The sequence below is a fragment of the uncultured Nocardioides sp. genome, from assembly GCF_902805925.1.
GTDB lineage: Bacteria > Actinomycetota > Actinomycetes > Propionibacteriales > Nocardioidaceae > Nocardioides.
On record NZ_CADCUP010000104.1, the window covers coordinates 1 to 25,732 of the forward strand.

General features: G+C 71.8%; 29 protein-coding genes. 17 read left to right on the forward strand and 12 right to left on the reverse strand.

What is annotated here, in order from left to right:
• Window positions 1-37 precede the first annotated feature (37 nt).
• Together QZX64_RS07125 and QZX64_RS07130 are read left to right on the forward strand one after the other, a co-directional pair.
• A complete protein-coding gene (locus QZX64_RS07125; RefSeq protein ID WP_295657955.1) occupies window positions 38-469 on the forward strand; it encodes a hypothetical protein in 432 nt (143 codons plus the stop codon).
• Between the two features lie 41 nt (window positions 470-510).
• The gene (locus QZX64_RS07130) at window positions 511-690 is read left to right on the forward strand and encodes a hypothetical protein (RefSeq protein ID WP_295657956.1); all 180 of its coding nucleotides are present in this window, start codon (window positions 511-513) and stop codon (window positions 688-690) included.
• Window positions 691-948: 258 nt separating this feature from the next.
• Here the strand turns inward: QZX64_RS07130 and QZX64_RS07135 are convergent, their stop codons facing one another.
• The 4 genes from QZX64_RS07135 to QZX64_RS07150 all read right to left on the reverse strand — a co-directional run bounded on the left by QZX64_RS07135 (window position 949) and on the right by QZX64_RS07150 (window position 5,004).
• Entirely contained in the window at window positions 949-1,359 is a 411-nt protein-coding gene (locus QZX64_RS07135) for a hypothetical protein (RefSeq protein ID WP_295657957.1), read from the reverse strand.
• Between the two features lie 257 nt (window positions 1,360-1,616).
• Window positions 1,617-2,885, reverse strand: a complete 1,269-nt coding sequence (locus QZX64_RS07140; RefSeq protein ID WP_295657959.1) for a DUF2254 domain-containing protein — start codon at window positions 2,883-2,885, stop codon at window positions 1,617-1,619.
• Between the two features lie 392 nt (window positions 2,886-3,277).
• Window positions 3,278-3,910: a cyclopropane-fatty-acyl-phospholipid synthase family protein gene (locus tag QZX64_RS07145; protein ID WP_295657960.1), complete on the reverse strand. Its 633-nt coding sequence runs from the start codon at window positions 3,908-3,910 to the stop codon at window positions 3,278-3,280.
• A complete protein-coding gene (locus QZX64_RS07150; protein ID WP_295657961.1) occupies window positions 3,910-5,004 on the reverse strand; it encodes an NAD(P)/FAD-dependent oxidoreductase in 1,095 nt (364 codons plus the stop codon). The genes QZX64_RS07145 and QZX64_RS07150 overlap by 1 nt, the downstream gene beginning before the upstream one ends.
• A 204-nt stretch (window positions 5,005-5,208) precedes the next feature.
• Between QZX64_RS07150 and QZX64_RS07155 the strand changes: the two genes are divergently transcribed.
• Window positions 5,209-5,376 carry a hypothetical protein gene (locus tag QZX64_RS07155; RefSeq protein WP_295657962.1) on the forward strand — a complete coding sequence of 56 codons (168 nt, stop codon included), beginning with the start codon at window positions 5,209-5,211 and terminating at the stop codon, window positions 5,374-5,376.
• Here QZX64_RS07155 and QZX64_RS07160 read toward each other — a convergent pair.
• From QZX64_RS07160 to QZX64_RS07175, 4 genes are read right to left on the reverse strand one after another with little or no spacing between them, the layout of a single operon-like run.
• Window positions 5,329-7,530: a cation-translocating P-type ATPase gene (locus QZX64_RS07160; protein ID WP_295657963.1), complete on the reverse strand. Its 2,202-nt coding sequence runs from the start codon at window positions 7,528-7,530 to the stop codon at window positions 5,329-5,331. The genes QZX64_RS07155 and QZX64_RS07160 overlap by 48 nt on opposite strands.
• Entirely contained in the window at window positions 7,527-8,414 is an 888-nt protein-coding gene (locus QZX64_RS07165; RefSeq protein ID WP_295657964.1) for a hypothetical protein, read from the reverse strand. The genes QZX64_RS07160 and QZX64_RS07165 overlap by 4 nt, the downstream gene beginning before the upstream one ends.
• Window positions 8,411-8,617, reverse strand: coding sequence for a heavy-metal-associated domain-containing protein (locus tag QZX64_RS07170; RefSeq protein ID WP_295657965.1), 207 nt, complete (start codon window positions 8,615-8,617; stop codon window positions 8,411-8,413). Before QZX64_RS07170 ends, QZX64_RS07165 begins: the two co-directional genes overlap by 4 nt.
• 52 nt (window positions 8,618-8,669) lie before the next feature.
• Complete coding sequence (locus tag QZX64_RS07175) at window positions 8,670-8,975, reverse strand: metal-sensitive transcriptional regulator (protein ID WP_295657966.1); 306 nt, start codon at window positions 8,973-8,975, stop codon at window positions 8,670-8,672.
• Window positions 8,976-9,095: 120 nt separating this feature from the next.
• Between QZX64_RS07175 and thrS the strand changes: the two genes are divergently transcribed.
• Window positions 9,096-11,099: a threonine--tRNA ligase gene (thrS, locus tag QZX64_RS07180; RefSeq protein WP_295657967.1), complete on the forward strand. Its 2,004-nt coding sequence runs from the start codon at window positions 9,096-9,098 to the stop codon at window positions 11,097-11,099.
• 42 nt (window positions 11,100-11,141) lie between these two features.
• Here thrS and QZX64_RS07185 read toward each other — a convergent pair whose 3' ends face one another.
• Both QZX64_RS07185 and QZX64_RS07190 read right to left on the reverse strand, forming a co-directional pair.
• Entirely contained in the window at window positions 11,142-12,710 is a 1,569-nt protein-coding gene (locus QZX64_RS07185) for an alpha/beta hydrolase (RefSeq protein WP_295657968.1), read from the reverse strand.
• 116 nt (window positions 12,711-12,826) lie between these two features.
• Complete coding sequence (locus QZX64_RS07190; protein ID WP_295657969.1) at window positions 12,827-13,540, reverse strand: MBL fold metallo-hydrolase; 714 nt, start codon at window positions 13,538-13,540, stop codon at window positions 12,827-12,829.
• Window positions 13,541-13,563: 23 nt separating this feature from the next.
• Between QZX64_RS07190 and QZX64_RS07195 the strand changes: the two genes are divergently transcribed.
• On the forward strand, window positions 13,564-14,100 hold the full coding sequence (locus tag QZX64_RS07195; RefSeq protein WP_295657970.1) for an HIT domain-containing protein: 537 nt from the start codon (window positions 13,564-13,566) through the stop codon (window positions 14,098-14,100).
• Window positions 14,101-14,109: 9 nt separating this feature from the next.
• Here QZX64_RS07195 and QZX64_RS07200 read toward each other — a convergent pair whose 3' ends face one another.
• Complete coding sequence (locus QZX64_RS07200; protein WP_295657971.1) at window positions 14,110-15,249, reverse strand: N(5)-(carboxyethyl)ornithine synthase; 1,140 nt, start codon at window positions 15,247-15,249, stop codon at window positions 14,110-14,112.
• On the reverse strand, window positions 15,246-15,380 hold the full coding sequence (locus QZX64_RS07205) for a hypothetical protein (protein WP_295657972.1): 135 nt from the start codon (window positions 15,378-15,380) through the stop codon (window positions 15,246-15,248). Before QZX64_RS07205 ends, QZX64_RS07200 begins: the two co-directional genes overlap by 4 nt.
• Before the next feature lie 91 nt (window positions 15,381-15,471).
• On the opposite strand from QZX64_RS07205, the gene QZX64_RS07210 reads away from it, so the two are divergent.
• The 12 genes from QZX64_RS07210 to QZX64_RS07265 all read left to right on the forward strand — a co-directional run bounded on the left by QZX64_RS07210 (window position 15,472) and on the right by QZX64_RS07265 (window position 25,626).
• Entirely contained in the window at window positions 15,472-16,224 is a 753-nt protein-coding gene (locus QZX64_RS07210) for an inositol monophosphatase (protein WP_295657973.1), read from the forward strand.
• 9 nt (window positions 16,225-16,233) lie between these two features.
• Window positions 16,234-16,857: a phosphatidylinositol phosphate synthase gene (gene pgsA / locus QZX64_RS07215; RefSeq protein WP_295657974.1), complete on the forward strand. Its 624-nt coding sequence runs from the start codon at window positions 16,234-16,236 to the stop codon at window positions 16,855-16,857.
• A 42-nt stretch (window positions 16,858-16,899) separates the two neighbouring features.
• Window positions 16,900-17,817, forward strand: coding sequence for a pyridoxal 5'-phosphate synthase lyase subunit PdxS (pdxS, locus tag QZX64_RS07220; protein WP_295657975.1), 918 nt, complete (start codon window positions 16,900-16,902; stop codon window positions 17,815-17,817).
• A gap of 103 nt (window positions 17,818-17,920) precedes the next feature.
• A complete protein-coding gene (pdxT, locus tag QZX64_RS07225) occupies window positions 17,921-18,535 on the forward strand; it encodes a pyridoxal 5'-phosphate synthase glutaminase subunit PdxT (protein WP_295657976.1) in 615 nt (204 codons plus the stop codon).
• A 12-nt stretch (window positions 18,536-18,547) separates the two neighbouring features.
• Window positions 18,548-19,315 (forward strand): YebC/PmpR family DNA-binding transcriptional regulator, encoded by a 768-nt coding sequence (locus QZX64_RS07230; RefSeq protein ID WP_295657978.1) that lies wholly within the window; start codon window positions 18,548-18,550, stop codon window positions 19,313-19,315.
• Window positions 19,316-19,412: 97 nt separating this feature from the next.
• A complete protein-coding gene (ruvC, locus tag QZX64_RS07235) occupies window positions 19,413-19,961 on the forward strand; it encodes a crossover junction endodeoxyribonuclease RuvC (protein ID WP_295657980.1) in 549 nt (182 codons plus the stop codon).
• Window positions 19,958-20,554: a Holliday junction branch migration protein RuvA gene (gene ruvA, locus QZX64_RS07240; protein ID WP_295657983.1), complete on the forward strand. Its 597-nt coding sequence runs from the start codon at window positions 19,958-19,960 to the stop codon at window positions 20,552-20,554. Before ruvC ends, ruvA begins: the two co-directional genes overlap by 4 nt.
• Window positions 20,555-20,558: 4 nt before the next feature.
• Entirely contained in the window at window positions 20,559-21,629 is a 1,071-nt protein-coding gene (gene ruvB, locus QZX64_RS07245) for a Holliday junction branch migration DNA helicase RuvB (protein WP_295657985.1), read from the forward strand.
• Window positions 21,630-21,739: 110 nt separating this feature from the next.
• Complete coding sequence (gene yajC, locus QZX64_RS07250; protein ID WP_295657987.1) at window positions 21,740-22,057, forward strand: preprotein translocase subunit YajC; 318 nt, start codon at window positions 21,740-21,742, stop codon at window positions 22,055-22,057.
• 1 nt (window position 22,058) lies between these two features.
• Window positions 22,059-23,831, forward strand: a complete 1,773-nt coding sequence (gene secD, locus QZX64_RS07255) for a protein translocase subunit SecD (protein ID WP_295657989.1) — start codon at window positions 22,059-22,061, stop codon at window positions 23,829-23,831.
• Complete coding sequence (secF, locus tag QZX64_RS07260) at window positions 23,831-25,090, forward strand: protein translocase subunit SecF (protein ID WP_295657990.1); 1,260 nt, start codon at window positions 23,831-23,833, stop codon at window positions 25,088-25,090. Before secD ends, secF begins: the two co-directional genes overlap by 1 nt.
• Window positions 25,087-25,626, forward strand: a complete 540-nt coding sequence (locus QZX64_RS07265; RefSeq protein ID WP_295657992.1) for an adenine phosphoribosyltransferase — start codon at window positions 25,087-25,089, stop codon at window positions 25,624-25,626. The genes secF and QZX64_RS07265 overlap by 4 nt, the downstream gene beginning before the upstream one ends.
• The last annotated feature ends 106 nt before the right edge of the window (window positions 25,627-25,732 follow it).

Consider the following 25,732-nt stretch of genomic DNA (forward strand, 5'->3'; position numbering starts at 1 on the left):
CTCATCCCCGCACCCCCGGAGTCACTAGGAGCAGCTCATGACGGAGCCGCAACAGCCCACAGCCGCACTGACCGAGGACGAACAAAAGACCGTCCGGTCCGCTGCCCTGCGCGCCAGCGCCCTCGTGGGGCAAGCGGAGCCCGGGTTCTTCGACACGTTCAAGGAGTCGTTCGCAGCGAGCAAGGCGGTCAAGGCCGCATCGCCCGAGGTGCAGAAGCTCGTCACCGGGGGGCTCCCGGAGATGCCGTCCGGCAACAAGGACGACGTCAGGGCACGCTCCCTCGAACTCCTCAAGCAGGCCGTCGGCATCCTGACGGCGAAGGCCCCTCAGCTCGTCGAGCTGTCCCATGATCGCGGGATGCGTTCCGCCGCCTGCCGGGTTGCGACCTGCTCCGCAAGAGTCACAGTGCCTCAGCCCTGGAGATTCACGATGGGTGTGCGTCGCGCCCGTCTAGTGTGCGAGGCATGAAAGGTCTTGTGCTTCGTGTCCGTCTCGTCAGCGGCGACAGCATGGACGTCACCTACGACGACCGCAGCGCGGGGAGTGAGGACGAGGTCATTGACCACGTCGTCAGCACACTTTCCCAGGAGTCCGGCGTCCTCCGCTGTAGACACGGCGACCGGCTCCTGGTGCTGTACGCAAGGGGTGTTGCCGCGGTGGAAGTCGCGCCCCGCGGCGCGGTCCTCTAGCGTCCAGTCCCCGTAGCGACGCGCGACGTTCACGGACGCGTCCGTGCAAAATCGCACCACAGTGATCCCGTGTGCCAGGCGCACCGATCCGTTGCCGGCCCCTACTCATCCGACGTGCATCACTCCGCCGCCAATTGCTCGTGTCAGGGATCAGTCGGCCCAAGCATAAGAGTGCTGACGATGGGGCGCCGACGATGGGCATGCTCACGTTGAATCAGCGGCAGCTCGCCCCACGCGAGATGAGTATGCCTGGAGGAACTACTGCTCAGGCAGCGCCTCGGGGTTCCGTTGCTCGCTCGCCTGGCGCGCCTGATCGCGAATCCGAGATCCAACGACCCGCGTGAAGACAAGGCTGCAGAGGACGGCAAACACCACCACGGCCACCGCTACACCGGCCATCAGCACCAAGTTCTCAGAGGACTTCGAGACGATGCCGCTCAGATAGAGAACGAGTCCCACGGTCAAGAACAGGAACCCGATCCGTTTTTCCGCTAGGAGTTGCGCATGGGTTGACAGCGCATCCGGCTCTCCGACTGCAGAACCTTCCTCTCCGATCTCCTCGCGAAGCTCGACTATCGACTCGGCGTTGTGTGCGTGCGAGAGGACCCCCGCACCAACAAGGTCGAGTGCCACACCGCTCACGAGGAGCACCTCGGTCATCAATGCCATGACGCCTCCCTCCGACCGCCGCGTGCGGAACCATGGAGGAGTCTCGCAGCCCTTCGCCTGCAATCGGCGCCCTTCTGTGCATTCTGTCCCGTGCCGGGTTCGGAGCAGGTGTCGCGCCAGGTGCCTCGACGAGCAGCGTGAGGTTCGGGATCGACCCGATGGCACCGTCTCTGCTCGGGCCGGGATGCGGATCGGCCCGGGCACCCACGACGCCGCCAAGGACCGTGCGCGACGCGGGTGCGCCGCGATCTTGCCGGTCAGAGCTTGATGGGGCCGACCCGGTCCGGACCGGAGCCGATGCCGGACGGATCGGGTATCAGCGCGGCGTCCCGGTCCTCGTCGTGCCGCGACACCTTGGCCACCGAGAACTCGAGCAACCGCATCTGACGCTCGAGCGCGGCGCGGCGCCTCAGCGGTGCCACGCTGAGAAGATCCTCGAGCGCCGCCTGCAATCTCCTGGTGACCTGCGGTGACGCGGCCCCGACCTGTCGCAGCTCATCGAAGGCCAAGCCGACGAAGCCCTCCCAGTGCAGGGTCGGCACCACGAGCCGGAGCTCCCCCTGCGCGTCGTGGTAGCGCCCGTCGTCCAGCGGCCGCCTGACCATGGCGCGCAGGATGTCGTGCAGCCGGTCGATGGCCTGGACCGCGGTCGTCGGATCAGCGAACGGGCCCGACGTGAGCGCGCCTTCAGCGATGTCGACCAACAGCCGAATGCCATAGGCGACGTCCTGGTTCAACGTCCGCTCGGGCCCGAGGACGACACACTTGGTCACCTTGCCCGGCGGCAGCGGCGACGCCGGATCGCCGACCACGCGGAAGAGCGCAGCACCGGTGGGCACGAAGTCACCCACCGACCAGAGCAGGACCAGTCGACAGCCAGCCTGCTCCGCGAGGGAGACGAGCCGGTCATGGCCGACGGCGAAGATCACCCCGCTGCGCGGGGTGGCGATCAGCCCGGGCTCCAATCCGTCGCCCCCATCGCCATGGTCGGGGAACACGTGCTCGAGCGTCGTCAGGGTGTCCTCGGCGACCCAGCCCACGAGCGCCGCGACGCGCAAGGACTGACCGATGTGGTTCACGTACCAGACCAACGTCACGATGCACGCCAGCACCAGGACGATCGCCACGATCACGGCCAGGCCGGGCACCGTCCCCGAGTCGGTCCCGACGCGCCGGAGCGCCAGGATCGAGAACGCGAACGTCCCGGCGAAGAGCCCGATCGCCGCCTGGCTCGGACGGTCCTGCAGGATCTGACGAACGATCCGCGGCGAGAACACCCCCATGCCCAGCTGCACCACCACCACGACCAGTGACAGCACCAGCCCGGTCAGTGTGAGCATCGAGAACGCGATCAGATACAGGATCTGCAAGGCCGCCGCGGGGTCGCCGGAGACGCTTCGAGGGACCATCTCGCCGTCGTCGACCGCCGTCGCGATCAGCGAGAGACCCACGCCGCCGAGGACGAACAACAACGGGATCGCCCACAGGCGTGTCTTCAGGAAGTGCCCGATCCGGAACCGCGTCATCGCACGCACTTCTCCTCTACTAACAGCTCGCACCCCGTAGAGGCGGCGTGGTCATGTCGGCACCTTCCCGCCGGTGAGCCTGACAGCGGTGTCTTGCACGGTGCGGTCATCGGCCATACGCCACGTCGAGGTGCAGGCCGCCTGGGTTCGACGACCTGTGTGTCCCACGCTAACGCTCACCCGAGCATCGGCGTCGAACTCGCCCCGCCCCGACGAGCTCCGTGAGGGCGTGATCCGGTCCAGCGCGGCGCAGAGGCATCGCTCGCGCAGGTCGCGGAGGTCTTCGGCAGCTCGCCGTCGTGCCTCGAGCGGTGGGTCACGATCGACGACCGCACGTCAGCCGGGCCATCGCCGGCCGGTCGGGCCGCGCACGAGTCCGACGCGCTGAGCGCTCATGGCTCGGCTCGGCGGGTGAGCGTGAGGACGGTGTCGGTCACGGTGGCGCGCTGTCCGCCGGGCCCGTCGCTGACGCGGTCGCGATTCTCCGCCCGTACGTCCTCCCACAGCTCGGAGTCGAGGGAGAGGCCGGTCAGGAGCTCGTCGGGGGAGGGGAACACGGTGTCGGGGTCCGCCCACGACCACGGGGCCACCGAGGCGTGATCGGCGATGAGCAGCACCCCCCCGGGTCGCAGGGCCGCCGCGGCCCGGCCGAACATCGCAGCGCGGTCGAACGGCACGGGGGAGAGCAGGAACTGGGCGCTGATCAGGTCGAAGCGGCCCTGCGGGAACGTCGCGTCCAGGTCGTGGCGTTGAGTGCGGACCCGGTCCGTCACACCGGCGCTGGCGGCGCGGTCCGCGACCCGGGCCAAGGCCGTGGCCGAGACGTCGACGGTGAGCACGGTCCACCCCTTCTCGGCGAGCCACAGCGCGTCGCCACCACCGCCGCACCCCAGGTCCAGGGCGTCCCCCGGAGTCAGTGCGCCGACGGCTTCGACGAGGACCGGGCCGGGCCCCCCGGTGCCGGGCTGCGAGGCCGCGTGGTGGGGCTCCCAGAACTCCTCGGCCGGTGAGCTGTCGCCGGCCATCAAAGCGTCGCCCCGTGGCGACGGTCGACGAGCACATGTCCGCGGTCCTCGGCCTCCGCAGCAGCGGAGGACGGGTGCGAGCCGGACTCCCGCTGTGCGCGTAGGGCGGTGACTGCGATGTCGGTGTCCTCGCTGATCAGGTCCATGTGGACGGCCGCGCCCACTCCGGCCCCTGCGGCTGCGGAGGTGATGACCTGCGCCATGGGGGCGGCGATGTTGCCCGCCGCCCACACCCCGGGGGTCGCGGTGAGCCCGGCGGGGTCGGTGGGCAGGTAGTGCCCGGCCACGATCCCGCCCAGCTCCAGCTCAGTGGTGGTCAGGCCGAGGTCGGCGAGCAGGTCGGTGCGTGCCTCCAGACCGGTCGCGACGGCCAGCGCTTGACGCGCGACAACCCGGCCGTCGACGAGCTGCACCCCGGTGAGGGCGTCCTCGCTGGTCTGCACCGCGGCGACCTCGCCCACGATCCATTCGATGCCGTGCGCGGCGAGCTGCTCGACCTCGGCGTCGGTCGGGTCCGGGGCGGTGTGCTGGAAGTAGACGACGTCGGTGGTGAGCTGGCGGAACAGCATCACCTGGTGCAGCGCCATGGAGCTGGTGCCCAGCACGCCGATCGCCTGGTCGCGGACCTCCCAGCCGTGGCAGAACGGGCAGTGCAGCACGTCGCGGCCCCACCGAGCCGCCAGGCCCGCCACGTCGGGCAGCACGTCGACCAGGCCGGTCGCCAGCACCACCCGACGCGCCCCGACGGTGCGGCCCGGCCCGTCGCCGGTGCGCAGGTCCACCGTGAACCGCGCTGCGCCTGGCCGCGGGTCCCTCAGTGCGGTGGCCGTGGTGGCGTGGCCCTCGATGATCTCGACGTCGTAGGCGCGCGCCTCGCTGCGACCGATCTCAGCCAGGTCGGCGGGTGCGGTGCCCTCCGCGTAGAGGTAGTTGTGCACCCCCTCGGCTCGCGCGTTGCGGCCGTTCCCGGCATCGACGACGACGACCGATCGCCGCGAACGCGCCATGATCTTGGCTGCGCTCAGCCCCGCCGGCCCACCTCCCACCACCACCACGTCGACGGTCTCCTCGGCCGTGCCGCTTGCTGTCGTCATCCTCATCGGGTCCCTCTCGATCGGTTCGCCGGGTACGACGGCTGTGCACCCGCTGGGAACACCACCGTGCGGCCCTCTGCAAGCGAATGCCAAAATGATTTGCAACTCTGGCAAACGGACGGCGATGAGCGGCGAGATCGGCGTGGCTAAGACGCGCGCGCCTTAACCTTTCAATGTCCAGCGACATAGTGGTTCAATGAGGACATGCAATACCTGCTGACCCTGGTGGGGGCACTCACCGTCGTGCTCCTCGCGCTCACCGAGCAGTTCGGCGTGCTGCCTGGAGGCGTCGTGGCGTTCGCCGCGGCAGCCTGGATCCTCGACCTACCTGAAGCCGCGCAGCCGCAGGCTGTTGCCCACGACGAACACTGAGCTGAGCGCCATCGCGGCGCCCGCGAGCATCGGGTTGAGCAGTCCCGCGGCGGCCAGCGGCAGCGCGGCGACGTTGTAGCCGAAGGCCCAGAACAGGTTGCCCTTGATGGTGCCCAGGGTGCGGCGGGACAGCCGGATCGCGTCGGCCGCGACCCGCAGGTCACCGCGCACCAGGGTGAGGTCGGATGCCTCGATCGCGACGTCGGTGCCGGTGCCCATCGCCAGGCCGAGGTCGGCCTGGGCCAGCGCCGCCGCGTCGTTGACGCCGTCGCCGACCATGGCGACGACGCGGCCCTCGTCCTGCAGGCGCTTGACGGTGTCGACCTTGTCGGAGGGCAGCACGCCGGCGATGACGTCGTCGGCCGCGATGCCGACCTCCTCGGCGACCCGGCGGGCCACCGCCTCGTGGTCGCCGGTGAGCAGGACGGGGCGCAGGCCCAGGGACCGCAGCTCGCGCACGGCCTCGGCCGAGGTGGGCTTCACCGTGTCGGCGACCACGAGCACGCCGCGGGCGCGGCCGTCCCAGCCGACCGCGACGGCCGTGCCCCCGGTCGACTGCGCGGCCTCGAGCGCGCGGCGTACGTCGTCGGGCAGGGCCAGCCCGCGGTCGGCCAGCAGCCCGGGACGGCCGACCACCACGGCGCGGCCGTCGACGACGCCCTCCGCGCCGAGGCCCTCGACGCCGCGGAACCCGGTGACGGCTGCGGGGGAGTCGACCCGCTGGGCGACGGCCCGGGCGATCGGGTGCTCGGAGGCGTGCTCGACCGCGGCGGCGTACCGCAGGACCTCGTCGGCCGACTCCCCGGCCCCCGCGACGACGTCGACGAGCGTCATCCGGCCGGTGGTGACGGTGCCGGTCTTGTCGAGCACCACCGTGTCGACACGGCGGGTCTGCTCGAGCGCCTCGGGGCCCTTGATGAGGATGCCCAGCTGGGCGCCGCGGCCCGTGCCCACCATGAGCGCGGTCGGCGTGGCCAGTCCGAGCGCGCAGGGGCAGGCGATGATCAGGACGGCGACCGCGGCGGTGAACGCCGCTCCCGCGCCCTGCCCGGTGCCGAGCCAGAAGCCCAGGGTCGCGGCCGCGAGGCCGAGCACCACGGGCACGAAGACGCCCGAGATGCGGTCGGCGAGGCGCTGGGCGGCGGCCTTGCCGCTCTGCGCGTCCTCGACCAGCCGCGCCATCTGGGCGAGCTGGGTGTCGGAGCCCACGCGGGTGGCGCGCACGACGAGCCGTCCGCCGGCGTTCACGGTGGCACCCACGACCTGGTCGCCGACGCCGACCTCGACGGGCACGGACTCACCGGTGAGCATGGAGGCGTCGACCGCCGACGCGCCCTCCTCGACGACGCCGTCGGTCGCGACCTTCTCGCCGGGGCGTACGACGAACAGGTCGCCCACGGCGAGCTGCTCGACCGGCACGCGCACCTCGGCGCCGCCGCGCAGGACGCCGACGTCGCGAGCGCCCATCTCCAGCAGTGCCCGCAGGGCGGCTCCCGCCTGCCGCTTGGACCGCGCCTCGGCGTACCGACCGGCGAGGATGAAGGTGGTGACGCCGGCGGCGGCCTCGAGGTAGATGTTGCCCGAGCCGTCGCTGCGCTGGATGGTCAGCTCGAACGGGTGCGTCATGCCGGGCACGCCCGCTGTGCCCCAGAACAGCGCGTAGACCGACCAGCCCAGGGCGGCGAGCGTGCCGAGCGAGATGAGCGTGTCCATGGTCGAGGTGCCGTGCCGCAGGTTGGTCCAGGCGGCGCGGTGGAACGGCCACGCGCCCCACACCACGACGGGCGCGGCGAGGGTCAGCGAGAGCCACTGCCAGTAGTCGAACTGCCAGGCCGGGACCATCGCCAGCACCACCACCGGCACGGTGAGGACCGCCGACACCAGCAGCCGCTGGCGCAGGGCGGCGGTCGGGTCGACCGCGATGGTCTCCGGCTCGGCCGCTGGGGAGGGCAGCCGTGCGGAGTAGCCGGCCGCCTCCACCGTGGCGAGCAGCGTGTCGGTGGTGACTGCCCCGTCGTAGGAGACGCGGGCCCTCTCGGTGGCGTAGTTGACGGTCGCGACGACGCCGGGGACCTTGTTGAGCTTGCGCTCGATCCGGTTCGCGCACGACGCACACGTCATGCCGCTGATGTCGAGGTCGACGCTCGTGGTCATGGCCGGCCCGCCTCGACGGCGAGCTGCGCGGTGCGGACGACGCCGTCGTGCCGGAAGTCGAGGTAGAGGTGGTAGCCGCCGGCGCTCGGCACCTCGGCCGTGAACCCCACCGTGGGCCCGGGCTCGGTCACGCCGTCGCCGGGCTCGCCGCCGGGATGCACGTGGAGGTAGGCCAGGTCGCCCTCGCGCAGCGCCACCAGGTGCCCGTAGGCGCCGAGGTAGGGCTGGAGGTCGGTGACCGGCTCGCCGTCCCTGGTGACCTCGAGGCTCAGCGCCGAGTGCTCGCCCGCGACCAGGTCGCCGGTGAGCGTGACGGTGTAGCCGTCCACGGTGGCGACCCGCGTGTCGGGCAGGTCGGGCGTCGCCGCCACGGGGCCGGGCACCGACAGGTCGGCGCCCAGGGTGAGCGCCTCGCCGCCGGTCGGGTGGAAGTCGGCGAAGACGCGCCACGGGCCGGGGGTGAGGTCGAGCGGCACCCGCCAGGTGCCGTCGTCGCCGAGCACGGGGTGCACGTGCTGGAAGCCGCGGAAGTCGCGTCGTACGGCGATGAGGTGGAGCCGCTTGTCGTGCTCCACGTCGTACGCCGTCACGGGCATGCCGTCGGGGCCCTCGACGTGGAAGGCGAGCGGCTGGTCCCGGCCGGGCCCCTGCTGGGTGCGGTCGAGCACGAGGCGGTAGCCGTCCTGCGAGGTCATCAGGCCACCCGGCGGCTGCTCGGCCGCCGCGGCGACCTCGGCGTGCCCGCCGTCGGCGTGGCCCCCGGCCTCCTCGTGGGTCTCCGGCTCGGCGGCCACCGGGCCGACGGCGCTGCCGACGGCGAAGGAGGCCCCGAAGAGCGCGCCGATGCCGAGGAGGAAGCCCGCCACCCGGGTCGGGGTGTTCATGCGAGCGAGTAGCCGGCCTCTTCGACGGCCGCCCGGACGGCGGTCTCGGAGAGGGGCTGGTCGCTGGTGACACTGACGCCGCCCGAGGCGAGGTCGACCGCGACGCCGGTGACGCCGTCGACCTCCTGGAGCTCCTCGGTGACGGAGGTGACGCAGTGCTCGCAGGTCATGCCGGTGACGACGTACTGGCTGGTCTCGCTCATGGGGGTGCTCCTCGGCGGGTCGAATCAGGTAGGTCGGGTCAACCAGGGGTGGTCAGGAACGGACGAGGCGGGCGATGGCGTCGGAGGCCTCGCGCAGCTTGGCCTCGGCCTCGGGGGAGTCGGCGCGGGCCGCGTCGAGCACGCAGTGGGCCATGTGCTCGTCGAGCAGCCCCAGCGCGACGGCCTGCAGGGCCTTCGTGACGGCCGAGACCTGGGTGAGGATGTCGATGCAGTACTTCTCCTCGTCGACCATCCGGGCGATGCCCTTGACCTGGCCCTCGATGCGGCGCATCCGCTTGAGGTAGTCGTCCTTGTTGCCCATGTAGCCGGGGTGGCCGGCGTGCGCGGTCTCGCTCATGCCGGCTACCATACCCCCCTAGGGTATCTCGTTCAAGCCCGCAAACCCGGGCGAGAGCGGACGACCTGCGCGGATACGATCACTGGGTCCGAGCCGCACCGCACAGCCGAGGAGAGCCCCGTGTCCGAGATCAAGGTCGTCCGCGTCCACGCCGGTGAGCGTCAGGAGCGGGCCACCACGACTCTGACGCTCGAGGAGGGCACCAGGGCCTGGGAGCTGTTCACCGACGACAGCGACGTCATCGCCGCACGCATGGGCGGGACCCTGCGCGACCTCGCCTCCGTGCTGGCCGACGGCGACGAGGTCGAGGGCGTGGCGATCGACAGCCCCGACGGGCGCGACATCCTGCGCCACTCGACCGCGCACGTGATGGCACAGGCGGTGCAGCAGCTGTGGCCCGAGGCGAGGCTGGGCATCGGGCCGCCGATCGAGAACGGCTTCTACTACGACTTCGACGTGGAGACCCCGTTCGTGCCGGAGGACCTCGCCAAGATCGAGACCGCCATGCGCAAGATCATCAAGGAGGGCCAGAGGTTCGACCGCCGCGTCACCACCGACGCCGAGGCGCTCGACGAGCTCCAGGGCGAGCCCTACAAGATCGAGCTGATCGGCCTCAAGGGCAGCGGCGCCTCCGACGACGCGGCCGAGGGCGCCTCGGTGGAGGTGGGCGCCGGCGAGCTGACGATCTACGACAACGTCCGCCGCAACGGCGACATCGCCTGGAGCGACCTGTGCCGCGGGCCCCACCTGCCCACCACCAAGCGCATCCCGGCCTTCAAGCTGATGCGCTCCGCCGCGGCGTACTGGCGCGGGGACGAGAGGAACAAGCAGCTCCAGCGCATCTACGGCACCGCCTGGGAGTCCAAGGAGGCGCTGGAGGAGCACCTGCACCGCATCGAGGAGGCCGAGCGCCGCGACCACCGCAAGGTCGGGCGCGACCTCGACCTGTACAGCTTCCCCGACGAGCTCGGCTCCGGGCTGGCGGTCTTCCACCCCAAGGGCGGCGTGATCAAGCGGGAGATGGAGGACTACGTCCGCCGTCGGCACATCGAGGAGGGCTTCGAGTACGTCGGCACGCCGCACATCTCGAAGGAGGGCCTGTTCCACACCTCCGGCCACCTGCCGTACTACGCCGACACGATGTTCCCGCCGATGGAGTTCGAGGGCGCGAACTACTACCTCAAGGCGATGAACTGCCCGATGCACAACCTGATCTTCTCCTCGCGCGGGCGGTCCTACCGCGAGCTGCCGCTGCGGCTCTTCGAGTTCGGCTCGGTCTACCGCTACGAGAAGTCGGGCGTCGTCCACGGCCTCACCCGGGTGCGCGGCCTGACCCAGGACGACTCGCACTCCTACGTCACCCCCGAGCAGGCGCCGGCCGAGATCGAGCACCTGCTCGGCTTCGTGCTCGGGCTGCTCAAGGACTTCGGGCTCGACGACTACTACCTCGAGCTCTCCACGCGCGACGACTCCAAGCCTGACAAGTTCGTGGGCACCGAGGAGGACTGGGCCGTGGCCACGGCGGCGCTGCGCGACGTCGCCACCGAGTCGGGGCTCGAGCTGGTCGACGACCCGGGCGGGGCGGCGTTCTACGGCCCGAAGATCTCCGTGCAGGCGCGCGACGCCATCGGGCGGACCTGGCAGATGTCGACGATCCAGTACGACTTCAACCAGCCCAAGGGCTTCGACCTGCAGTACCAGGCCGCCGACGGCTCGCGCCAGCAGCCGGTGATGATCCACTCCGCGAAGTTCGGCTCGATCGAGCGGTTCATCGGCGTGCTGGTGGAGCACTACGCCGGCGCCATGCCGCCGTGGCTCGCGCCGGTGCAGGTGCAGGCGATCCCGATCGCCGACGTGCACGCCGACTACCTGTACGACGTGGCGCGGCGGATGAGGTCTCAGGGACTGCGCGTCGAGGTCGACGACTCCGACGACCGCATGCAGAAGAAGATCCGCAACGCCCAGCTGCAGAAGGTGCCCTTCATGATGATCGCCGGCAACGACGACATGGAGGCGGGAGCGGTGTCCTTCCGCTACCGCGACGGGCGCCAGGACAACGGCGTGCCCGTCGAGGAGGCCATCGCGCGGGTCGCCGAGGCGGTGGCCTCGCGGGTGCAGGTCTGACCGGTCGCGCGGGCGTCCAGGGCGAACCCCGCGCGGTCGCGGCTAGTCCGGCAGGCCGACCGGCGGCTTGGGGACCGGCGGGCAGCGGACGTCGGAGCGAGCGTCACCGGGACGGCGCTGGGGCAGTCGGCCGGTGCCCAGGTAGGCAGCGATCCGCCTGTCCACGCACCTGACCCCGCTCAGGCTGCCGGCGTGGGTGGTGCCGCGGACCCCCTCGATGAGCACCGACTGCGTGAACCGGCGACGTACCTCGTAGGCGCCCTCGATCGGTGTCGCGCCGTCGAACGTCTCGTTGATCAGCAGGGCCGGCCTCGCGACGGTGGCCACCTCCACCGCAGCTGACGCGGGGGGCGCCGGCCAGGTGCGGCACGGAGCGTTGAACCAGCCGTTGGGCCAGGTCCCGAAGGGATACCGCTGGTCCTGCAGCTCGTTGTCGGCGAGCAGCACGGCCAGGTCGGTCGGCCACGGGGCATCGGTGCAGATGGTGGCGAGGTACGCCGCGTAGCCGTTGTCGGCGCCGGGGGTCGTCGGGTTGATATCGGTGTAGGCCCGGCGGGCCAGCCGCGCGGTGCCCTTGGTGACGATCTCCGACAACGCCGCCGCGACCTCGGGCCACAGGAAGGCGGCGTAGCCCGCTCCGAGGGCGACGTCGCTGAGCTCGGCTGCGCCGACTCCGTTGACGGGCTTGCGTGCCAGCCGGCGCAGCAGGCGGTGGTAGGTCCTCTCGACCTTGACCGCGGTCCGGCCTAGCCGGAGGTCCGCGTGGCCGCGTGCCGCCCATCGGTAGAAGGCGGTGATCGCCCGCTCGAAGGCGACGTTCTGCCCGGCGTTCGCGGCGTACCAGACCTTGCGCGGGTCGACGACACCGTCGAGGACGAGCCTGTCGAGGCGGTCGGGGTGCAGGGTGGCGTACACCTGCGCGATGTAGGTCCCGTAGGAGAGGCCGTAGAAGCTGACCCGCTCGGCGCCGAGGGCCTCGCGAAGCAGCTCCAGGTCGGCGACGGTGTCGGTGGTCTTCATGTGCGGCAGAAGCTCTGCCGCGGCCGAGGTGCCGCAGTCGGCGGCGTAGGCCTCGGCCCTGGCCACCCACCGGTCGATGATCGCGTCTCTCGTCGGGACGTACGGCGGGCGTGTGCCGATCTTGTTGTAGCGCCGGTCGCACGTGAGCGCGGGCCTGCTCGCGCCGACCCCGCGAGGGTCCATCCCGATCCAGTCGTAGGTGCGGGCCGCCTTGCCGGGCACGAACTGGCCGTAGCCAGCCAGGAAGGTGCCGCTCCCGCCCGGTCCGCCGGGGTTGGTGAACATCACCCCACGGTCCTTGGATCCGCGGTGCTTCACCCGCGAGACCGCGAGCCGGATGGTGTCGCCGGTCGGGTTCGCGTGGTCAAGCGGGACGGTGAGCATGCCGCACCGTGCCCCGGCGTCGCGGAGGAAGTCGTCCTTGCACCGTCTCCACGCGATGGGTGCGGCGGCGAAGCCCGACGTGGCCGCGGTGATCCGGCTGACGGCCGTCGGATCGGCCGAGGACGGCGTCGCGACGGCGACCGGTGCCCCCACGAGTGCGGCGCCCAGGGCGAGCGTGGCTCCGACGACGGCGAGACGAGTGGGCATGGCTCCCCCTGAGGGATCGAGACACGGTGCCGGACTGTCTCGCATCGTCGCAGCGGCGTCTCTCGAGCGCAGCCCCGATATAGGGGTTCTCGGGGCGCGTGACAGGTGATGGCCGCCTACACAGGGTGCCTCGCCAGGAACCTCCGGATGTGCGCCCGCGGCGCATCCCGGATCTCCGGCCCGTGGGTGAAGGCGGCGACGTCGTACTCCAGGTCGGCGAGGCGGTGGGCGGTCTGCTTGGTCAGGCGGAAGTCGGTGCAGAGCCACTTCACCGGCCACCGCAGGCCCAGCACGTTGAAGATCGAGTCGCCGGTGATCAGGGTGCGCGTCTCCTCGTGCAGGAACGACGCGTGGCCGGGGGAGTGCCCGGGCGTGTGCACGACGCGGAGGCCGCCGGCCACCGGGAGCACCTGCCCGTCGGTGAGCTCCTCCTCGACGGGCACGGCGCCGAAGGTCGGCGGGGGCGAGATCCGGGAGAGCAGGCGGCCGAGCCCGGCAGAGGAGTCCTGCGGTGCCGACTGCCCGGCCCTGACGTACGACGCGTCGTCGGTGTGGACGCCGACGCCGAGCCCGGTCGCCTCGGCGACGTGCGCGGCGCCACCGGCGTGGTCGAGGTGGGCGTGCGTCAGCAGCAGCCGGGTCACGTCGGCGGTGCCGGACCCGATCGACTCCAGCGCGGCGAGGACCTTGGGCCCCGACGACCTCAGCCCCATGTCGAGCAGCGTCACCTGCCCGTCGGCGTCGCGCAGGATGAAGCCGTTGACGAGGTCGCGCACGAGGGGGACCCGCCACACGCCGGGTGCGAGCTCGACCGTCGGCTGACCTGCCATGTGCGCCTCCTAGAGTGACCGTCATGCCAGATGATGCCGTGCGCCAGGACGGAGCGGGAGTGCCCGACGAGCTCGAGCGGCTCTGGACGCCGTACCGGATGGCCTACATCCGCGGGGAGAACAAGCCGTCCGACGACACCGCGGGGGAGTGCCCCTTCTGCCGGATGCCGGAGCTCGACGACGAGAGCGGCCTGCTCGTGCACCGCGGGACGCTCGCCTACGTGGTGCTCAACCTCTACCCCTACTCGCCGGGGCACCTGATGGTCTGCCCCTACCGGCACATCCCCGACTACACCGACACCACCGACGAGGAGGTCGTCGAGATCGCCGCGCTCACCAAGCACGCGATGGCCACCATCCGCGGCGTCTCGGGCGCGGCCGGCTTCAACCTCGGCATGAACCAGGGCGCGGTCGCCGGCGCCGGGATCGCCGCGCACCTCCACCAGCACGTCGTGCCGCGCTGGCCGGGAGACCAGAACTTCATGCCGATCATCGGGCGCACCCGCACCCTGCCCGAGCTGCTCACCGACACCCGGGGCCTGCTGGCGGAGGCGTGGTGATCCGAGGGCTCAGCCCACGAGGTGCGGCTGCGCCTCCGCACGGCCCTGGAAGGCCAGGATCGCCGGGTTGACGACGCGGCCGTCGCGGATCTCGATCGCGCGGCTGATCGTCTCGTCGGCGTCCCACGCCGCGGGTCCCTCGAGCACGGTCTGCACGAAGGGGAGCAGCGCCTCGCTGTTCTCCCACGTCGCGGAGTTCCACAGGTACGACGGGCTGTGGTCGACCGCGTAGTAGTGCACCTGGCGGCCCACGGTGAACATCGGGGCCTCGAACGACGTGGGCGTGGCCCACTCGAAGCCCATGCCCTCGTCGCACGACACGTCGACGATCAGGCTGCCGGGCCGGAACAGCTCGAGGTCGGCGGTGCGGAGGTAGGTCAGGGGTGCGGCCGTGTCCTGCAGCGTGCAGTTGACGACGATGTCCCGCTCGGCCAGGAACGGCGGCAGCGGGCGACGTCCGCCGTCGGTGATGACGTGGCTGTCGGTGCTCCCCGGCCGCTGGTCGAGCTGGGTGATGCGCACCGAGTGGATGGGTGAGCCCACCGCGGCGACGCCGCGGTTGGTGAGCACGTGCACGTCGTGCACGCCGTGCGCGTTGAGTGCAGTCACCGCCCCGCGGGCGGTGGCGCCGAAGCCGATGACGACCGCGCGCAGCGGCCGCCCGTAGTCGCCCGTGGAGCCGGTCAGCTCCAGCGCCTGCAGCACCGAGCAGTAGCCTGCCAGCTCGTTGTTCTTGTGGAAGACGTGGAGCCCGACGGCGCCGTCGGCGGTCCAGTGGTTCATCGCCTCGAAGGCGACGAGGGTCAGCCGCCGGTCGATCGCCAGCTGCGTCATCTCCGTGTCCTGCACGCAGTGCGGCCAGCCCCAGAGGACCTGCCCGGCGTGCATCGTCGCGACGTCCTCGTGCTGCGGCTTGGGCAGCACGACGACGTCGGACCCGGTGATGATCTCCTCGCGGGTGGCGAACCCGGCCACGAGCGGCGCCAGCTCGGCGTCGCTGCGGCCGAACCGGTCGCCGTACCCGTGCTCGAGGGTGGTGCGGGCCGCGACGGCCGGGTCCAGCCGCGCCAGGTGGTCGGGGTGGAGGGGGAGGCGGTGCTCGTTCTCCTTGGCCGACGTGCCGACGACGCCCAGGCTGAGGAGGCTCACTTCTTCTTGGTGCCCAGACCATCGACGGCGGTGTTCGCGCCGGCGGCCTTCGCGTGCTTCTCGGCCCGCTTCTCCTTGATGGACTTGCCGGACTTCTTGGTCATGCCCTGCCGCGGCGACTTGTCGCTCATGGGGACTCCCTGGTCGGAAGCCTGGATGGCTCCGTGCTGCCACAGTACGCCGGTCGGCCGCCCCGCGCGCCGTCCCGGTAGCGTGCGCGGCGTGGACGACGCTGCACTGGCCGCCGAGCTGGTCCGGGAGGCCGGCACCCTCGCCCTCCAGATGCTCGCCGACGGGCTGGAGACGGAGCACAAGACGTCGGTCTCCGACGTGGTGACCGCTGCCGACCACGCCGCCGAGCGGCTCATCGTGGAACGGCTGCGCGGTGAGCGCCCCGACGACGCGATCGTCGGGGAGGAGGGCACCGACCGGCCCGGCACGAGCGGGCGCACGTGGGTCGTCGACCCCGTCGACGGCACCTACAACTTCTCCCACGGCCTCGGCTGGTGGTGCTCGGCCGTCGCCCTCTCCGACGCCGACGGCGTGCTCCTCGGCGCCGTCCACCACCCCGTCGAGGACCTGCTGTACGTCGGCGGCCCGGACCTGCCACCCACGCTGGACGGCGAGCCGATGGCACCGATCGCCGACGTCGCGCTGTCGCAGACCTGTGCGGCGACGTACCTCCACCCGCCGATCGACGACGAGCGGGGCGCGGCGTTCGCCCGGGTCGTCGGCGGCCTGGCGACCCTGCGGATGCTCGGCTCGGGCACCCTCGACGCGATGGCCGTGGCCCGGGGCCACCTCGGCGTGACGTTCCAGCACTCCGTCGCCGACTGGGACCGGCTGCCCGGCGAGGCGATCATCCGGGGGCTCGGCGGCGAGGTGCGGCGCACGCACGCCGCCGGGGTCGAGTGGTACGTCGCCGGGGCACCCACCGCGGTGGCCGAGGTCGGCGCCAGGCTCCGCGACCGGTAGCCTGCGCGCGTGCTGGACAGGTTCAAGGGCTTCTGGCAGGGCGTCATGCTGGCGCCCTTCGTCAGGCTCTTCCTCAAGCTGGGGATCAGCCCCGACGCGGTGACGCTCGTCGGGACCATCGGCGTGTCCGCGGGCGCCCTGATCTTCTTCCCCCAGGGCCTGCTCTGGCAGGGCGTGCTGTTCATCACCGCCTTCGTCTTCAGCGACCTCGTCGACGGGCAGATGGCGCGCACCCTGGGACGCACCGACAAGTTCGGCGCCTTCCTCGACTCCACGCTCGACCGCATCGCCGACGGCGCGATCTTCGGCGGGCTGGCGCTGTACTTCGCCTGGGTCGCCGAGGACCGGCTCTACCTCGTGCTCTCGCTGGTGTGCCTGGTGATGGGCGGCGTCACCTCCTACGCCCGCTCCCGCGGCGAGGGCCTGGGCTTCAACGCCAAGACGGGCATCGCCGAGCGCGCCGACCGGCTCGTGGCGATCCTCGTGCTGACGTTCTTCGGCGACGTGCTCGACCTGCCGATCCTGTACGAGGTGACGCTGTGGGTGCTCGCGGTGGCCAGCACCATCACCGTGCTGCAGCGGGTGCTGCTGGTGCGGCGCCAGGCGCTCGCCGTGCCCGGCGCCGAGGCCTGATCCCGAGTAGGTCGTCGGCCCGCCCGGCCGTAGGCTTGGGGCATGGCTGAGAACACCGCTGCAGACGGCTCGCAGAGCTCCACGACCGGCACCTCGCGCGTCAAGCGCGGCATGGCGGAGATGCTCAAGGGCGGCGTCATCATGGACGTCGTCACCGTCGAGCAGGCCAAGATCGCCGAGGACGCCGGCGCCGTCGCCGTGATGGCGCTCGAGCGGGTGCCCGCCGACATCCGGGCCCAGGGCGGCGTCAGCCGGATGAGCGACCCCGACATGATCGACGGCATCGTCGAGGCCGTGTCCATCCCGGTGATGGCCAAGGCGCGGATCGGCCACTTCGCGGAGGCGCAGGTGCTGCAGAGCCTCGGTGTCGACTACGTCGACGAGTCCGAGGTGCTGACCCCGGCCGACTACGCCCACCACATCGACAAGTGGCAGTTCCGGGTGCCGTTCGTGTGCGGTGCCACCAACCTCGGCGAGGCCCTGCGCCGCATCACCGAGGGCGCGGCGATGATCCGCTCCAAGGGCGAGGCCGGCACCGGCGACGTCTCCAACGCCGTCACCCACATGCGCACCATCCGGGCCGAGCTGCGCCGCCTCCACGGCCTCGAGCCCGACGAGCTGTACGTCGCGGCGAAGGAGCTCCAGGCGCCGTACGACCTGGTGCGGGAGGTCGCCGAGGCCGGGAGGCTCCCCGTGGTGCTCTTCACCGCCGGCGGCATCGCCACCCCGGCCGACGCCGCGATGATGATGCAGCTCGGCGCCGAGGGCGTCTTCGTGGGCTCGGGCATCTTCAAGGCGGGCAACCCCGCCCAGCGCGCGGAGGCGATCGTCAAGGCCACCACCTTCTACGACGACCCCGACGTGGTCGCCAAGGTGAGCCGTGGGCTGGGCGAGGCCATGGTCGGCATCAACGTCGACGAGATCCCGCAGCCGCACCGGCTGGCCGAGCGCGGCTGGTGACCTGACCCGTCCGGGTCACGGCGACGTGGCCGGGGCTTCCACGGGAGTGCCTCCACGCCGCCCACCACGGGGCGGGCGGGTGCTCTCTGGCTAGGCTGGCGCGGTGCCCGCTCCCACCATCGGGGTCCTCGCGCTCCAGGGCGACGTCCGCGAGCACCTCGCCGCGCTGGCGTCCCTGGGCGCCGAGACCCTCGCCGTACGCCGTCCCGACGAGCTGACACGCTGCGACGCCGTCGTCCTCCCGGGCGGGGAGTCGACGACCATGGTCAAGCTGGCGAGGACCTTCGGCCTGCTCGACCCGCTCCGCGAGCGGGTGCGGGCGGGCATGCCGGCCTTCGGCACCTGCGCCGGGATGATCCTGCTGGCCGACCACGTGCTCGACGGCGCGGCCGGCCAGGAGACCGTCGGCGGGCTGGACGTCACCGTGCGCCGCAACGCCTTCGGGCGCCAGGTGGACTCCTTCGAGGGCGACCTCGACCTGGTGGGCCTCGACGAGCCGGTGCACGCCGTCTTCATCCGGGCACCGTGGGTCGAGGAGGTCGGCGACGACGTCGAGGTGCTCGCCCGCGTCGACGGCGGCGCTGCCGCGGGTAGGATCGTGGCGGTCCGCCAGGGCCCGCTGATGGCGACGTCCTTCCACCCCGAGGTGGGGGACGACGCCCGGATCCACCGGCTCTTCGCCGACCTGGTGGTCGAGCACACGTCAGGGAAGTCGTAGGGAAGAGAGCGCATGTCCGGCCACTCCAAATGGGCGACCACGAAGCACAAGAAGGCCGTGGTCGACGCCAAGCGCAGCAAGATGAACACCAAGCTCATCAAGAACATCGAGGTGGCTGCGCGCATGGGCGGCGGTGACCCCGCCGGCAACCCGACGCTCTACGACGCCATCCAGAAGGCCAAGAAGTCCTCGGTCACCAAGGACAACATCGAGCGCGCCGTGCAGCGCGGCTCCGGCGCCGAGACCGGTGGCGCCGAGTACCAGACGATCATGTACGAGGGCTACGGCCCGGGCGGTGTCGCGCTGCTCATCGAGTGCCTCACCGACAACAAGAACCGCGCCGCGATGGAGGTCCGCACCGCCATGACCCGCAACGGCGGCTCGCTGGCCGACCCGGGCTCGGTGTCGTTCCTGTTCAACCGCAAGGGCGTCGTGGTCGTCCCGACCGAGCAGGAGGGCAAGCACGTCTCCGAGGACGACGTCCTCGAGGCCACGCTCGAGGCCGGTGCCGACGCGGTCAACGACCTCGGTGAGGCCTTCGAGGTCGTCTCCGAGCCCACCGACCTCGTCGCGGTCCGCACGGCGCTGCAGGCGGCCGGCGTCGACTACGACTCCGCCGACGCCTCCTTCGTGCCCGACATGCAGGTGCAGGTCGACGCCGACGGCGCGGCCAAGGTGTTCCGGCTCATCGACGCCCTCGAGGACCTCGACGACGTGCAGAACGTCTTCGCCAACGTCGACGTCTCCGACGACGTGATGGCGCAGCTCGAGGACGCCTAGCGAGGACACGCCCGGCGTGTCGGGACCCGGCGGGACGGGGTCGGACCTAGCGTGGGTGCCGAACACACGTTCGGACGAGGCGGCTGAGGAGACACGCATGCGGGTGCTCGGGATCGATCCCGGCCTGACCAGGTGCGGCATCGGCGTCGTCGAGGGCGAGGTCGGACGCCCCCTGACGCTCGTCGACGTCAACGTGCTGCGCACCTCCGCGTCCGTGCACGTGGCCGAGCGGCTCGTCACGATCGAGAAGGGCATCGACGCCTGGATCGAGGAGCACCGGCCCGACGCGGTGGCGGTGGAGCGGGTCTTCGCCCGCTCCGACTCCAGCACGGTCATGGGCACCGCCCAGGCCAGCGGGATCGCGATGGTGGTCGCCGCTCGTCGCGGGCTACCGATCGCCCTGCACACGCCCTCGGAGGTCAAGGCGGCGGTCTCCGGCAGCGGACGCGCCGACAAGGCCCAGGTCGGGGCCATGGTCACCCGCATCCTGCGCCTCGACGCACTCCCCAGGCCCGCCGACGCCGCCGACGCGCTGGCGCTGGCCATCACCCACATCTGGCGCGGGGGCGCGCAGGCGCGCATCGACGCCGCCCTGGCGCGCCAGCAGCTGGCGCTCACCGCCCACCAGCGGAGCGGTCGCCGATGATCGCGTTCGTCCGCGGCGAGGTCGCCGCCGTCACCTTGAGCTCGGCCGTGCTGGAGGTCGGCGGGCTGGGCCTGGAGCTGATGTGCACGCCCGGCACCCTCGCCACCCTGCGCACCGGCCAGCGCGCCACCCTGCCCACCAGCATGGTCGTGCGGGAGGACTCCCTGACGCTCTTCGGCTTCCTCGACGACGACGAGAAGGCGACGTTCGAGCTCGTGCAGACCGCCTCCGGCGTCGGGCCGAAGCTGGCCCAGGCCATGCTCGCGGTGCTGCCGCCCGACACCCTGCGCCGTGCGGTGGCCGCCGAGGACGTCGCCACGCTCACCAAGGTCCCCGGCATCGGCCAGAAGGGCGCCCAGCGCATCATCCTCGAGCTCCGCGACCGCCTCGGTGCCCCTGCCGAGGTCGTCCGTGCCGGCGGTCCTCTCCCCGACGCGCCCTGGCGCGACCAGGTGCAGCAGGGCCTGGTCGGCCTCGGCTGGTCGGTCAAGGAGGCCGACAGGGCCGTCGACGCCGTCTCCGGTGAGGCCGGCGACCTGCCCGACGTCGGCGCCCTGCTCCGCGCCGCGCTGCGCACGCTGAGCAAGGCCTGAGCGCGTGTACGACGACCAGCTCGGCGCCGCGGAGGAGGAGCACCTCCGTTCGCTCACCATGGCCGACGCGGACGCCGACGAGCGGGTCGTGGAGGCGGCGCTGCGTCCCCGCAGCCTCGACGAGGTCGTGGGGCAGACGCGCGTGCGCGACCAGCTCGGCCTGGTGCTCGAGGCCGCGCGCCAGCGGGCCCGCCCGCCCGACCACGTGCTGCTCTCCGGTCCGCCGGGCCTGGGCAAGACGACGCTCGCCATGATCATCGCCGCCGAGATGTCCACCCCGCTGCGGCTGACGAGCGGCCCGGCGATCACGCATGCCGGAGACCTCGCGGCGATCCTCTCCGGCCTCAACGAGGGCGACGTCCTCTTCGTCGACGAGATCCACCGGATGTCGCGGCCGGCGGAGGAGATGCTCTACATGGCGATGGAGGACTTCCGGGTCGACGTCGTCATCGGCAAGGGCCCCGGCGCCACGGCGATCCCGCTGGAGATCCCCTCCTTCACGCTCGTGGGGGCCACCACGCGTGCCGGACTGCTGCCCGGGCCGCTGCGCGACCGGTTCGGCTTCACCGCCCACCTGGAGTTCTACGAGCCGTCCGAGCTCGACACCATCGTCCAGCGCTCGGCCGGCCTGCTGGGCGTCGACGCTCGTCCCGACGGCACCGCGGAGATCGCCTCGCGCTCGCGCGGCACCCCGCGCATCGCCAACCGCCTGCTCCGCCGCGTCCGCGACTACGCGCAGGTGCGGGCCGACGGCGTGGTCAGCCTCGAGGTGGCGCGTGCCGCCCTGGAGCTCTACGAGGTCGACGAGTCGGGCCTCGACCGGCTCGACCTCGCCGTCCTCGACGTGCTGTGCCGACGCTTCGGCGGTGGCCCCGTCGGCGTCTCGACCCTGGCCGTGGCCGTGGGCGAGGAGCGCGAGACGGTCGAGGAGGTCGCCGAGCCGTTCCTCGTGCGGTGCGGGTTCCTGGCGCGCACCCCGCGGGGACGCGTCGCGACGCCGGCCGCGTGGCAGCACCTCGGGCTGGCGGTCCCGCGGGGCGCCGGCGTCGGCGACGCCACGCTGTTCTCGGAGTAGGTCCGCCGTCGCACCGGCGGCGGCGTACACTCCTGCGTTGGTCGGCCAGTGCGGGTCTCCCGCGTCTTGGGGCCACCGCCAACCACATGTCTGGAACGCGAGGAACTGCTGTGCCCGAGCTCGCCCGCCTGTTGCCCTTCGTGGCCATCGCCCTGATCTTCTGGCTGTTGGTCATGCGCCCTGCGTCGCGCCGCCAGAAGGAGATCGCCCGGCTCCAGGCCGGGCTCGGCGTGGGCGACAAGGTGATGCTCAGCTCGGGCATCTACGGCGTCATCGGCGCCATCGCCGAGGACCGGGTGCACGTGCAGGTCGCCGACGGCGTGGTCCTCGAGGTCGCCCGGGGCGCCGTCGCCTCGGTCGACCGCGAGCCGGCCCGGAACGACCCCACCGACCCGACCCCGGGCACCGTCGACGGAACGGGAGCCTGAGATGGCCGGCCGGACCAGGCGCTACCGTCCCGGACGGGTGCTCATCGCCTACTTCACCGGGCTCGCGATCCTCTTCGGGCTCGTGGCCCTCGGCGGCGCGTGGAAGCCGGAGCTCGGCCTGGACCTCCAGGGCGGCACCCGCATCACCTTGATCTCCAAGGGCGACCCGACCGCGGAGAACCTCGAGGAGGCCCGCAAGATCATCGACCAGCGCGTCAACGGCTCGGGCGTCAGCGAGGCGGAGGTGGTGCGCGAGGGCAACGGCATCATCGTCGTGGAGATCCCCGGCGAGAACCGGCGCGACCTGGTCGACACCGTGGAGCGACAGGCGCAGCTGCGCTTCCGGGTGGTGGCGCTCGCGGCTCCTGGCACGACCGGTGCCCAGCCGACCGACCCCACGACCCCCGACACCCCGGGCGGCGGCGTGCTGGCCCCGCAGACGCCCTCGCCGTCCGCGGAGCCGGGCGGCACGGGCGAGCCCGGCGGCTCGCCCACCGCCACGCCGAGGAACCGCGCGCCGTACGCCTGGGCCGGCGGCGAGTCCCCGGCGCCGACCCCGGCACCCACCCAGGCGCCCGCCGACGGCTCGAGCGAGCCGCCGAGCCAGCCCGCGCCCTCCGGCGACGCCCCCCAGGTGCCCGAGGACGCCGGTGCCGGCGGTGCCGCCGTCGACGACCCGCTGACGTGGATGGACAACCCCGGGCAGCAGTGGACGACCAAGTTCAACGAGTTCAGCTGCCCGCCCGCCGGCCAGATCCCGGTCGTCGACGACGACCCGGAGAAGCCGCTGATCACGTGTGACTCCGACGGCTTCAAGTACCTCCTGTCGGCCGCGATGATCGAGGGCACCGCCCTGGAGGACGCCACCACCGCCGTCCCCGACCAGCAGAACGCCCAGTACCGCGTGCAGCTCCAGTTCGACGGCGCCGGCACCGAGGCCTTCACGCAGATCAGCCAGGCCCTGGTCAACACCGAGAAGCAGTTCGGCATCGTGCTCGACGGCAACGTCATCTCGGCGCCCACGATGAACGGCCTCATCACCGACGGCCGCCCGGAGATCAGCGGCGACTTCAGTCAGGAGACCGCGGACAGCCTCTCCACCAGCCTGAAGTTCGGTGCGCTCCCGATCGCCTTCGAGGACCCGTCCACCGAGACGATCGGCCCCTCGCTCGCCGGCGACCAGCTCACCGCGGGCCTCACCGCCGGTGCCTTCGGCCTCGGGCTGGTGCTGATCTACTGCCTGTTCTACTACCGCGGGCTGGGCGTGGTGGTCGTCGCGTCGCTGCTGGCGGCCGCGGCCACGACGTACGCGCTGGTGCTGCTGCTCAGCAAGACCGCCGGCTTCACCCTGACCCTGCCCGGCATCGCCGGCCTCATCATCGCGGTCGGCATCACCGCCGACTCCTTCATCATCTTCTTCGAGCGCATCCGGGACGAGATGCGCGAGGGGAAGTCGATGCGGGTCGCGGTCGAGACGGGCTGGAAGCGCGCCAAGGTCACCCGGCTGGCCGCCCAGGTCGTCTCGCTGCTCTCCGCGGCCGTCCTCTACATCTTCGCCACCGGCGTGGTGAAGGGGTTCGGCTTCGCGCTCGGCCTCTCGACCATCGTCGACCTGGCGATCCTGTTCTGGTTCACCAAGCCGATGGTGTCGTGGCTGGCCAGGTTCTCGTTCTTCAACTCAGGACACCGGTTGTCCGGACTCAGCACCGAGACCCTCGGCATGGACCCCGTCGGTCCGGTTGCGCGTCCGGTCGCCGTGGGAGGTAAGGCCTGATGGGCAAGTTCTCGCGTCTCGGAAACGACCTCTACGGCGGTCGGAAGTCCTACGACTTCGTCCACAAGAAGACCCTCTGGTACGCCGTCTCCGGCCTGCTGGTCGCCGGCGCCATCGCGGTCGTGCTGCTGCGCGGGCTCAACTTCGGCATCGAGTTCACCGGCGGCACGCAGTACAAGGTGTCGCTGCCGGCCGCCCAGGTGACCCAGACGAGCGCCGACACGGTCCGCGAGGCCGTGGCCGGCGCCGGCGTGGCCGAGGCCGAGTCCCCGATCGTCACCACCGCCGGCGAGGCGATCCTGGTGCAGGTGGAGGAGCTCACCCAGGAGGAGAGCGACCAGGTCACCACCGCGATCGAGGGCTCCATCGACGGCGTCGGCGACATCTCCCAGGACGAGATCAGCGCGAGCTGGGGCCAGGAGGTCGCCCAGCGGGCGGCCCTGGGTGTCACCGTCTTCCTCGTGCTGGTGATGATCTTCATCGGCGTCTACTTCCGCGAGTGGAAGATGTCGGTGGCGGCCTTCGTGGCGCTGTTCCACGACATCGCCATCACCGTCGGCGTCTACGCGCTCTCGGGCTTCCAGGTGACGCCGTCCGCGGTCACCGGTCTGCTCGCGATCCTCGGCTTCTCCCTCTACGACACCGTCGTGGTGTTCGACAAGGTGAAGGAGAACACCCTGGAGATGTCCAAGACGCGCCAGACCTACGCCGAGGCGGCCAACCTCGCGGTCAACCAGACCCTGGTGCGCTCGATCAACACCGGCATCGTGGCGCTCATCCCCATCGGTGCCATCCTCTACGTCAGCGCGGTGCAGCTCGGCTCGAGCTCGCTGCAGGACCTCGCGCTCTCGCAGTTCGTCGGCATGGCCGTCGGCGTCTACTCCTCGATCTTCCTCGCACCGCGGGTGCTCGTGCACCTCAAGGCCAACGAGACCGAGGTCGTGCTGGCCGAGAAGCGGGCGAGGGCCCGGGCCCGTGCGGCCGCCGACAAGTACGCCGCGGTGCCCACGACCCACGCCTCTGACCGCCCCGTGGTCGACGGCGACCCCGACGAGCTGGCCGACGAGCTGGCCGACGAGGACGAGAGGGCCGTGCCGGCAGGCTCCACCGCGATGCGCACGGCGCCGCCCCGGCGTCCCGAGGCGGCCGGCCGGGGCCGGATCGCACCGGAGGCCCGCGGGCCGGTCGGCCCGAGCGCCGCCTCGGGCGGGCGCAACCAGCCGAGCCGCAAGCCGCGGTCCAAGCGTGGCAGACCGTGACCGACGCCCGCGAGGCGGTGGCACGGCTGGTCCGCGACGTACCCGACTTCCCGGAGCCGGGCGTGCTGTTCAAGGACATCACCCCGCTGCTGGCCGACCACGACGCCTTCACGGCGGTCGTGGAGGCCCTCGCCGACGCAGGCCGTGACGCCGACGGCGTCACCTGCGTCGACAAGGTCGTCGGCATGGAGGCCCGCGGCTTCATCCTGGGGGCGCCCGTCGCGCTCCTGCTCGGCACCGGCTTCGTCCCGGTGCGCAAGCCCGGCAAGCTCCCACGGGAGGCGCACGCCGTCTCCTACGACCTCGAGTACGGCTCGGCGACGCTCGAGATGCACCGCGACGCCATCGCGCCCGGTGAGCGCGTCCTGCTCGTCGACGACGTGCTGGCCACCGGCGGCACGGTCGCGGCCACCCGTGAGCTGGTCGAGGCGTGCGGTGGCGAGGTGGTCGGCGTGGCGATGCTGATGGAGCTGGGCTTCCTGCCCGGCCGCGAGGCCCTCGGCGACCTGCCGCTCACCGTGCTGATGACGGTCTGACCCGGGCCCCACTGGCACACGTCACTAGACTCGCACCCATGGCCGAGGACGTCACCACCCCGCAGCGGCGGGGGAGTGCGCCTGCAGCGGCGGAGCCGCCCGTCGA

Excerpts from the sequence above, each read along its gene's own strand:
- QZX64_RS07125 (WP_295657955.1), top strand. The coding sequence starts at position 38 with ATGACGGAGCCGCAACAGCCCACAGCCGCACTGACCGAGGACGAACAA.
- QZX64_RS07130 (WP_295657956.1), top strand. The coding sequence starts at position 511 with ATGGACGTCACCTACGACGACCGCAGCGCGGGGAGTGAGGACGAGGTC.
- QZX64_RS07135 (WP_295657957.1), bottom strand. The coding sequence starts at position 1,359 with ATGGCATTGATGACCGAGGTGCTCCTCGTGAGCGGTGTGGCACTCGAC.
- QZX64_RS07140 (WP_295657959.1), bottom strand. The coding sequence starts at position 2,885 with ATGACGCGGTTCCGGATCGGGCACTTCCTGAAGACACGCCTGTGGGCG.
- QZX64_RS07145 (WP_295657960.1), bottom strand. The coding sequence starts at position 3,910 with ATGGCCGGCGACAGCTCACCGGCCGAGGAGTTCTGGGAGCCCCACCAC.
- QZX64_RS07150 (WP_295657961.1), bottom strand. The coding sequence starts at position 5,004 with ATGACGACAGCAAGCGGCACGGCCGAGGAGACCGTCGACGTGGTGGTG.
- QZX64_RS07155 (WP_295657962.1), top strand. The coding sequence starts at position 5,209 with ATGCAATACCTGCTGACCCTGGTGGGGGCACTCACCGTCGTGCTCCTC.
- QZX64_RS07160 (WP_295657963.1), bottom strand. The coding sequence starts at position 7,530 with ATGACCACGAGCGTCGACCTCGACATCAGCGGCATGACGTGTGCGTCG.
- QZX64_RS07165 (WP_295657964.1), bottom strand. The coding sequence starts at position 8,414 with ATGAACACCCCGACCCGGGTGGCGGGCTTCCTCCTCGGCATCGGCGCG.
- QZX64_RS07170 (WP_295657965.1), bottom strand. The coding sequence starts at position 8,617 with ATGAGCGAGACCAGCCAGTACGTCGTCACCGGCATGACCTGCGAGCAC.
- QZX64_RS07175 (WP_295657966.1), bottom strand. The coding sequence starts at position 8,975 with ATGAGCGAGACCGCGCACGCCGGCCACCCCGGCTACATGGGCAACAAG.
- QZX64_RS07185 (WP_295657968.1), bottom strand. The coding sequence starts at position 12,710 with ATGCCCACTCGTCTCGCCGTCGTCGGAGCCACGCTCGCCCTGGGCGCC.
- QZX64_RS07190 (WP_295657969.1), bottom strand. The coding sequence starts at position 13,540 with ATGGCAGGTCAGCCGACGGTCGAGCTCGCACCCGGCGTGTGGCGGGTC.
- QZX64_RS07195 (WP_295657970.1), top strand. The coding sequence starts at position 13,564 with ATGCCAGATGATGCCGTGCGCCAGGACGGAGCGGGAGTGCCCGACGAG.
- QZX64_RS07205 (WP_295657972.1), bottom strand. The coding sequence starts at position 15,380 with ATGAGCGACAAGTCGCCGCGGCAGGGCATGACCAAGAAGTCCGGCAAG.
- pdxS (WP_295657975.1), top strand. The coding sequence starts at position 16,900 with ATGGCTGAGAACACCGCTGCAGACGGCTCGCAGAGCTCCACGACCGGC.
- QZX64_RS07230 (WP_295657978.1), top strand. The coding sequence starts at position 18,548 with ATGTCCGGCCACTCCAAATGGGCGACCACGAAGCACAAGAAGGCCGTG.
- ruvC (WP_295657980.1), top strand. The coding sequence starts at position 19,413 with ATGCGGGTGCTCGGGATCGATCCCGGCCTGACCAGGTGCGGCATCGGC.
- ruvA (WP_295657983.1), top strand. The coding sequence starts at position 19,958 with ATGATCGCGTTCGTCCGCGGCGAGGTCGCCGCCGTCACCTTGAGCTCG.
- secD (WP_295657989.1), top strand. The coding sequence starts at position 22,059 with ATGGCCGGCCGGACCAGGCGCTACCGTCCCGGACGGGTGCTCATCGCC.
- secF (WP_295657990.1), top strand. The coding sequence starts at position 23,831 with ATGGGCAAGTTCTCGCGTCTCGGAAACGACCTCTACGGCGGTCGGAAG.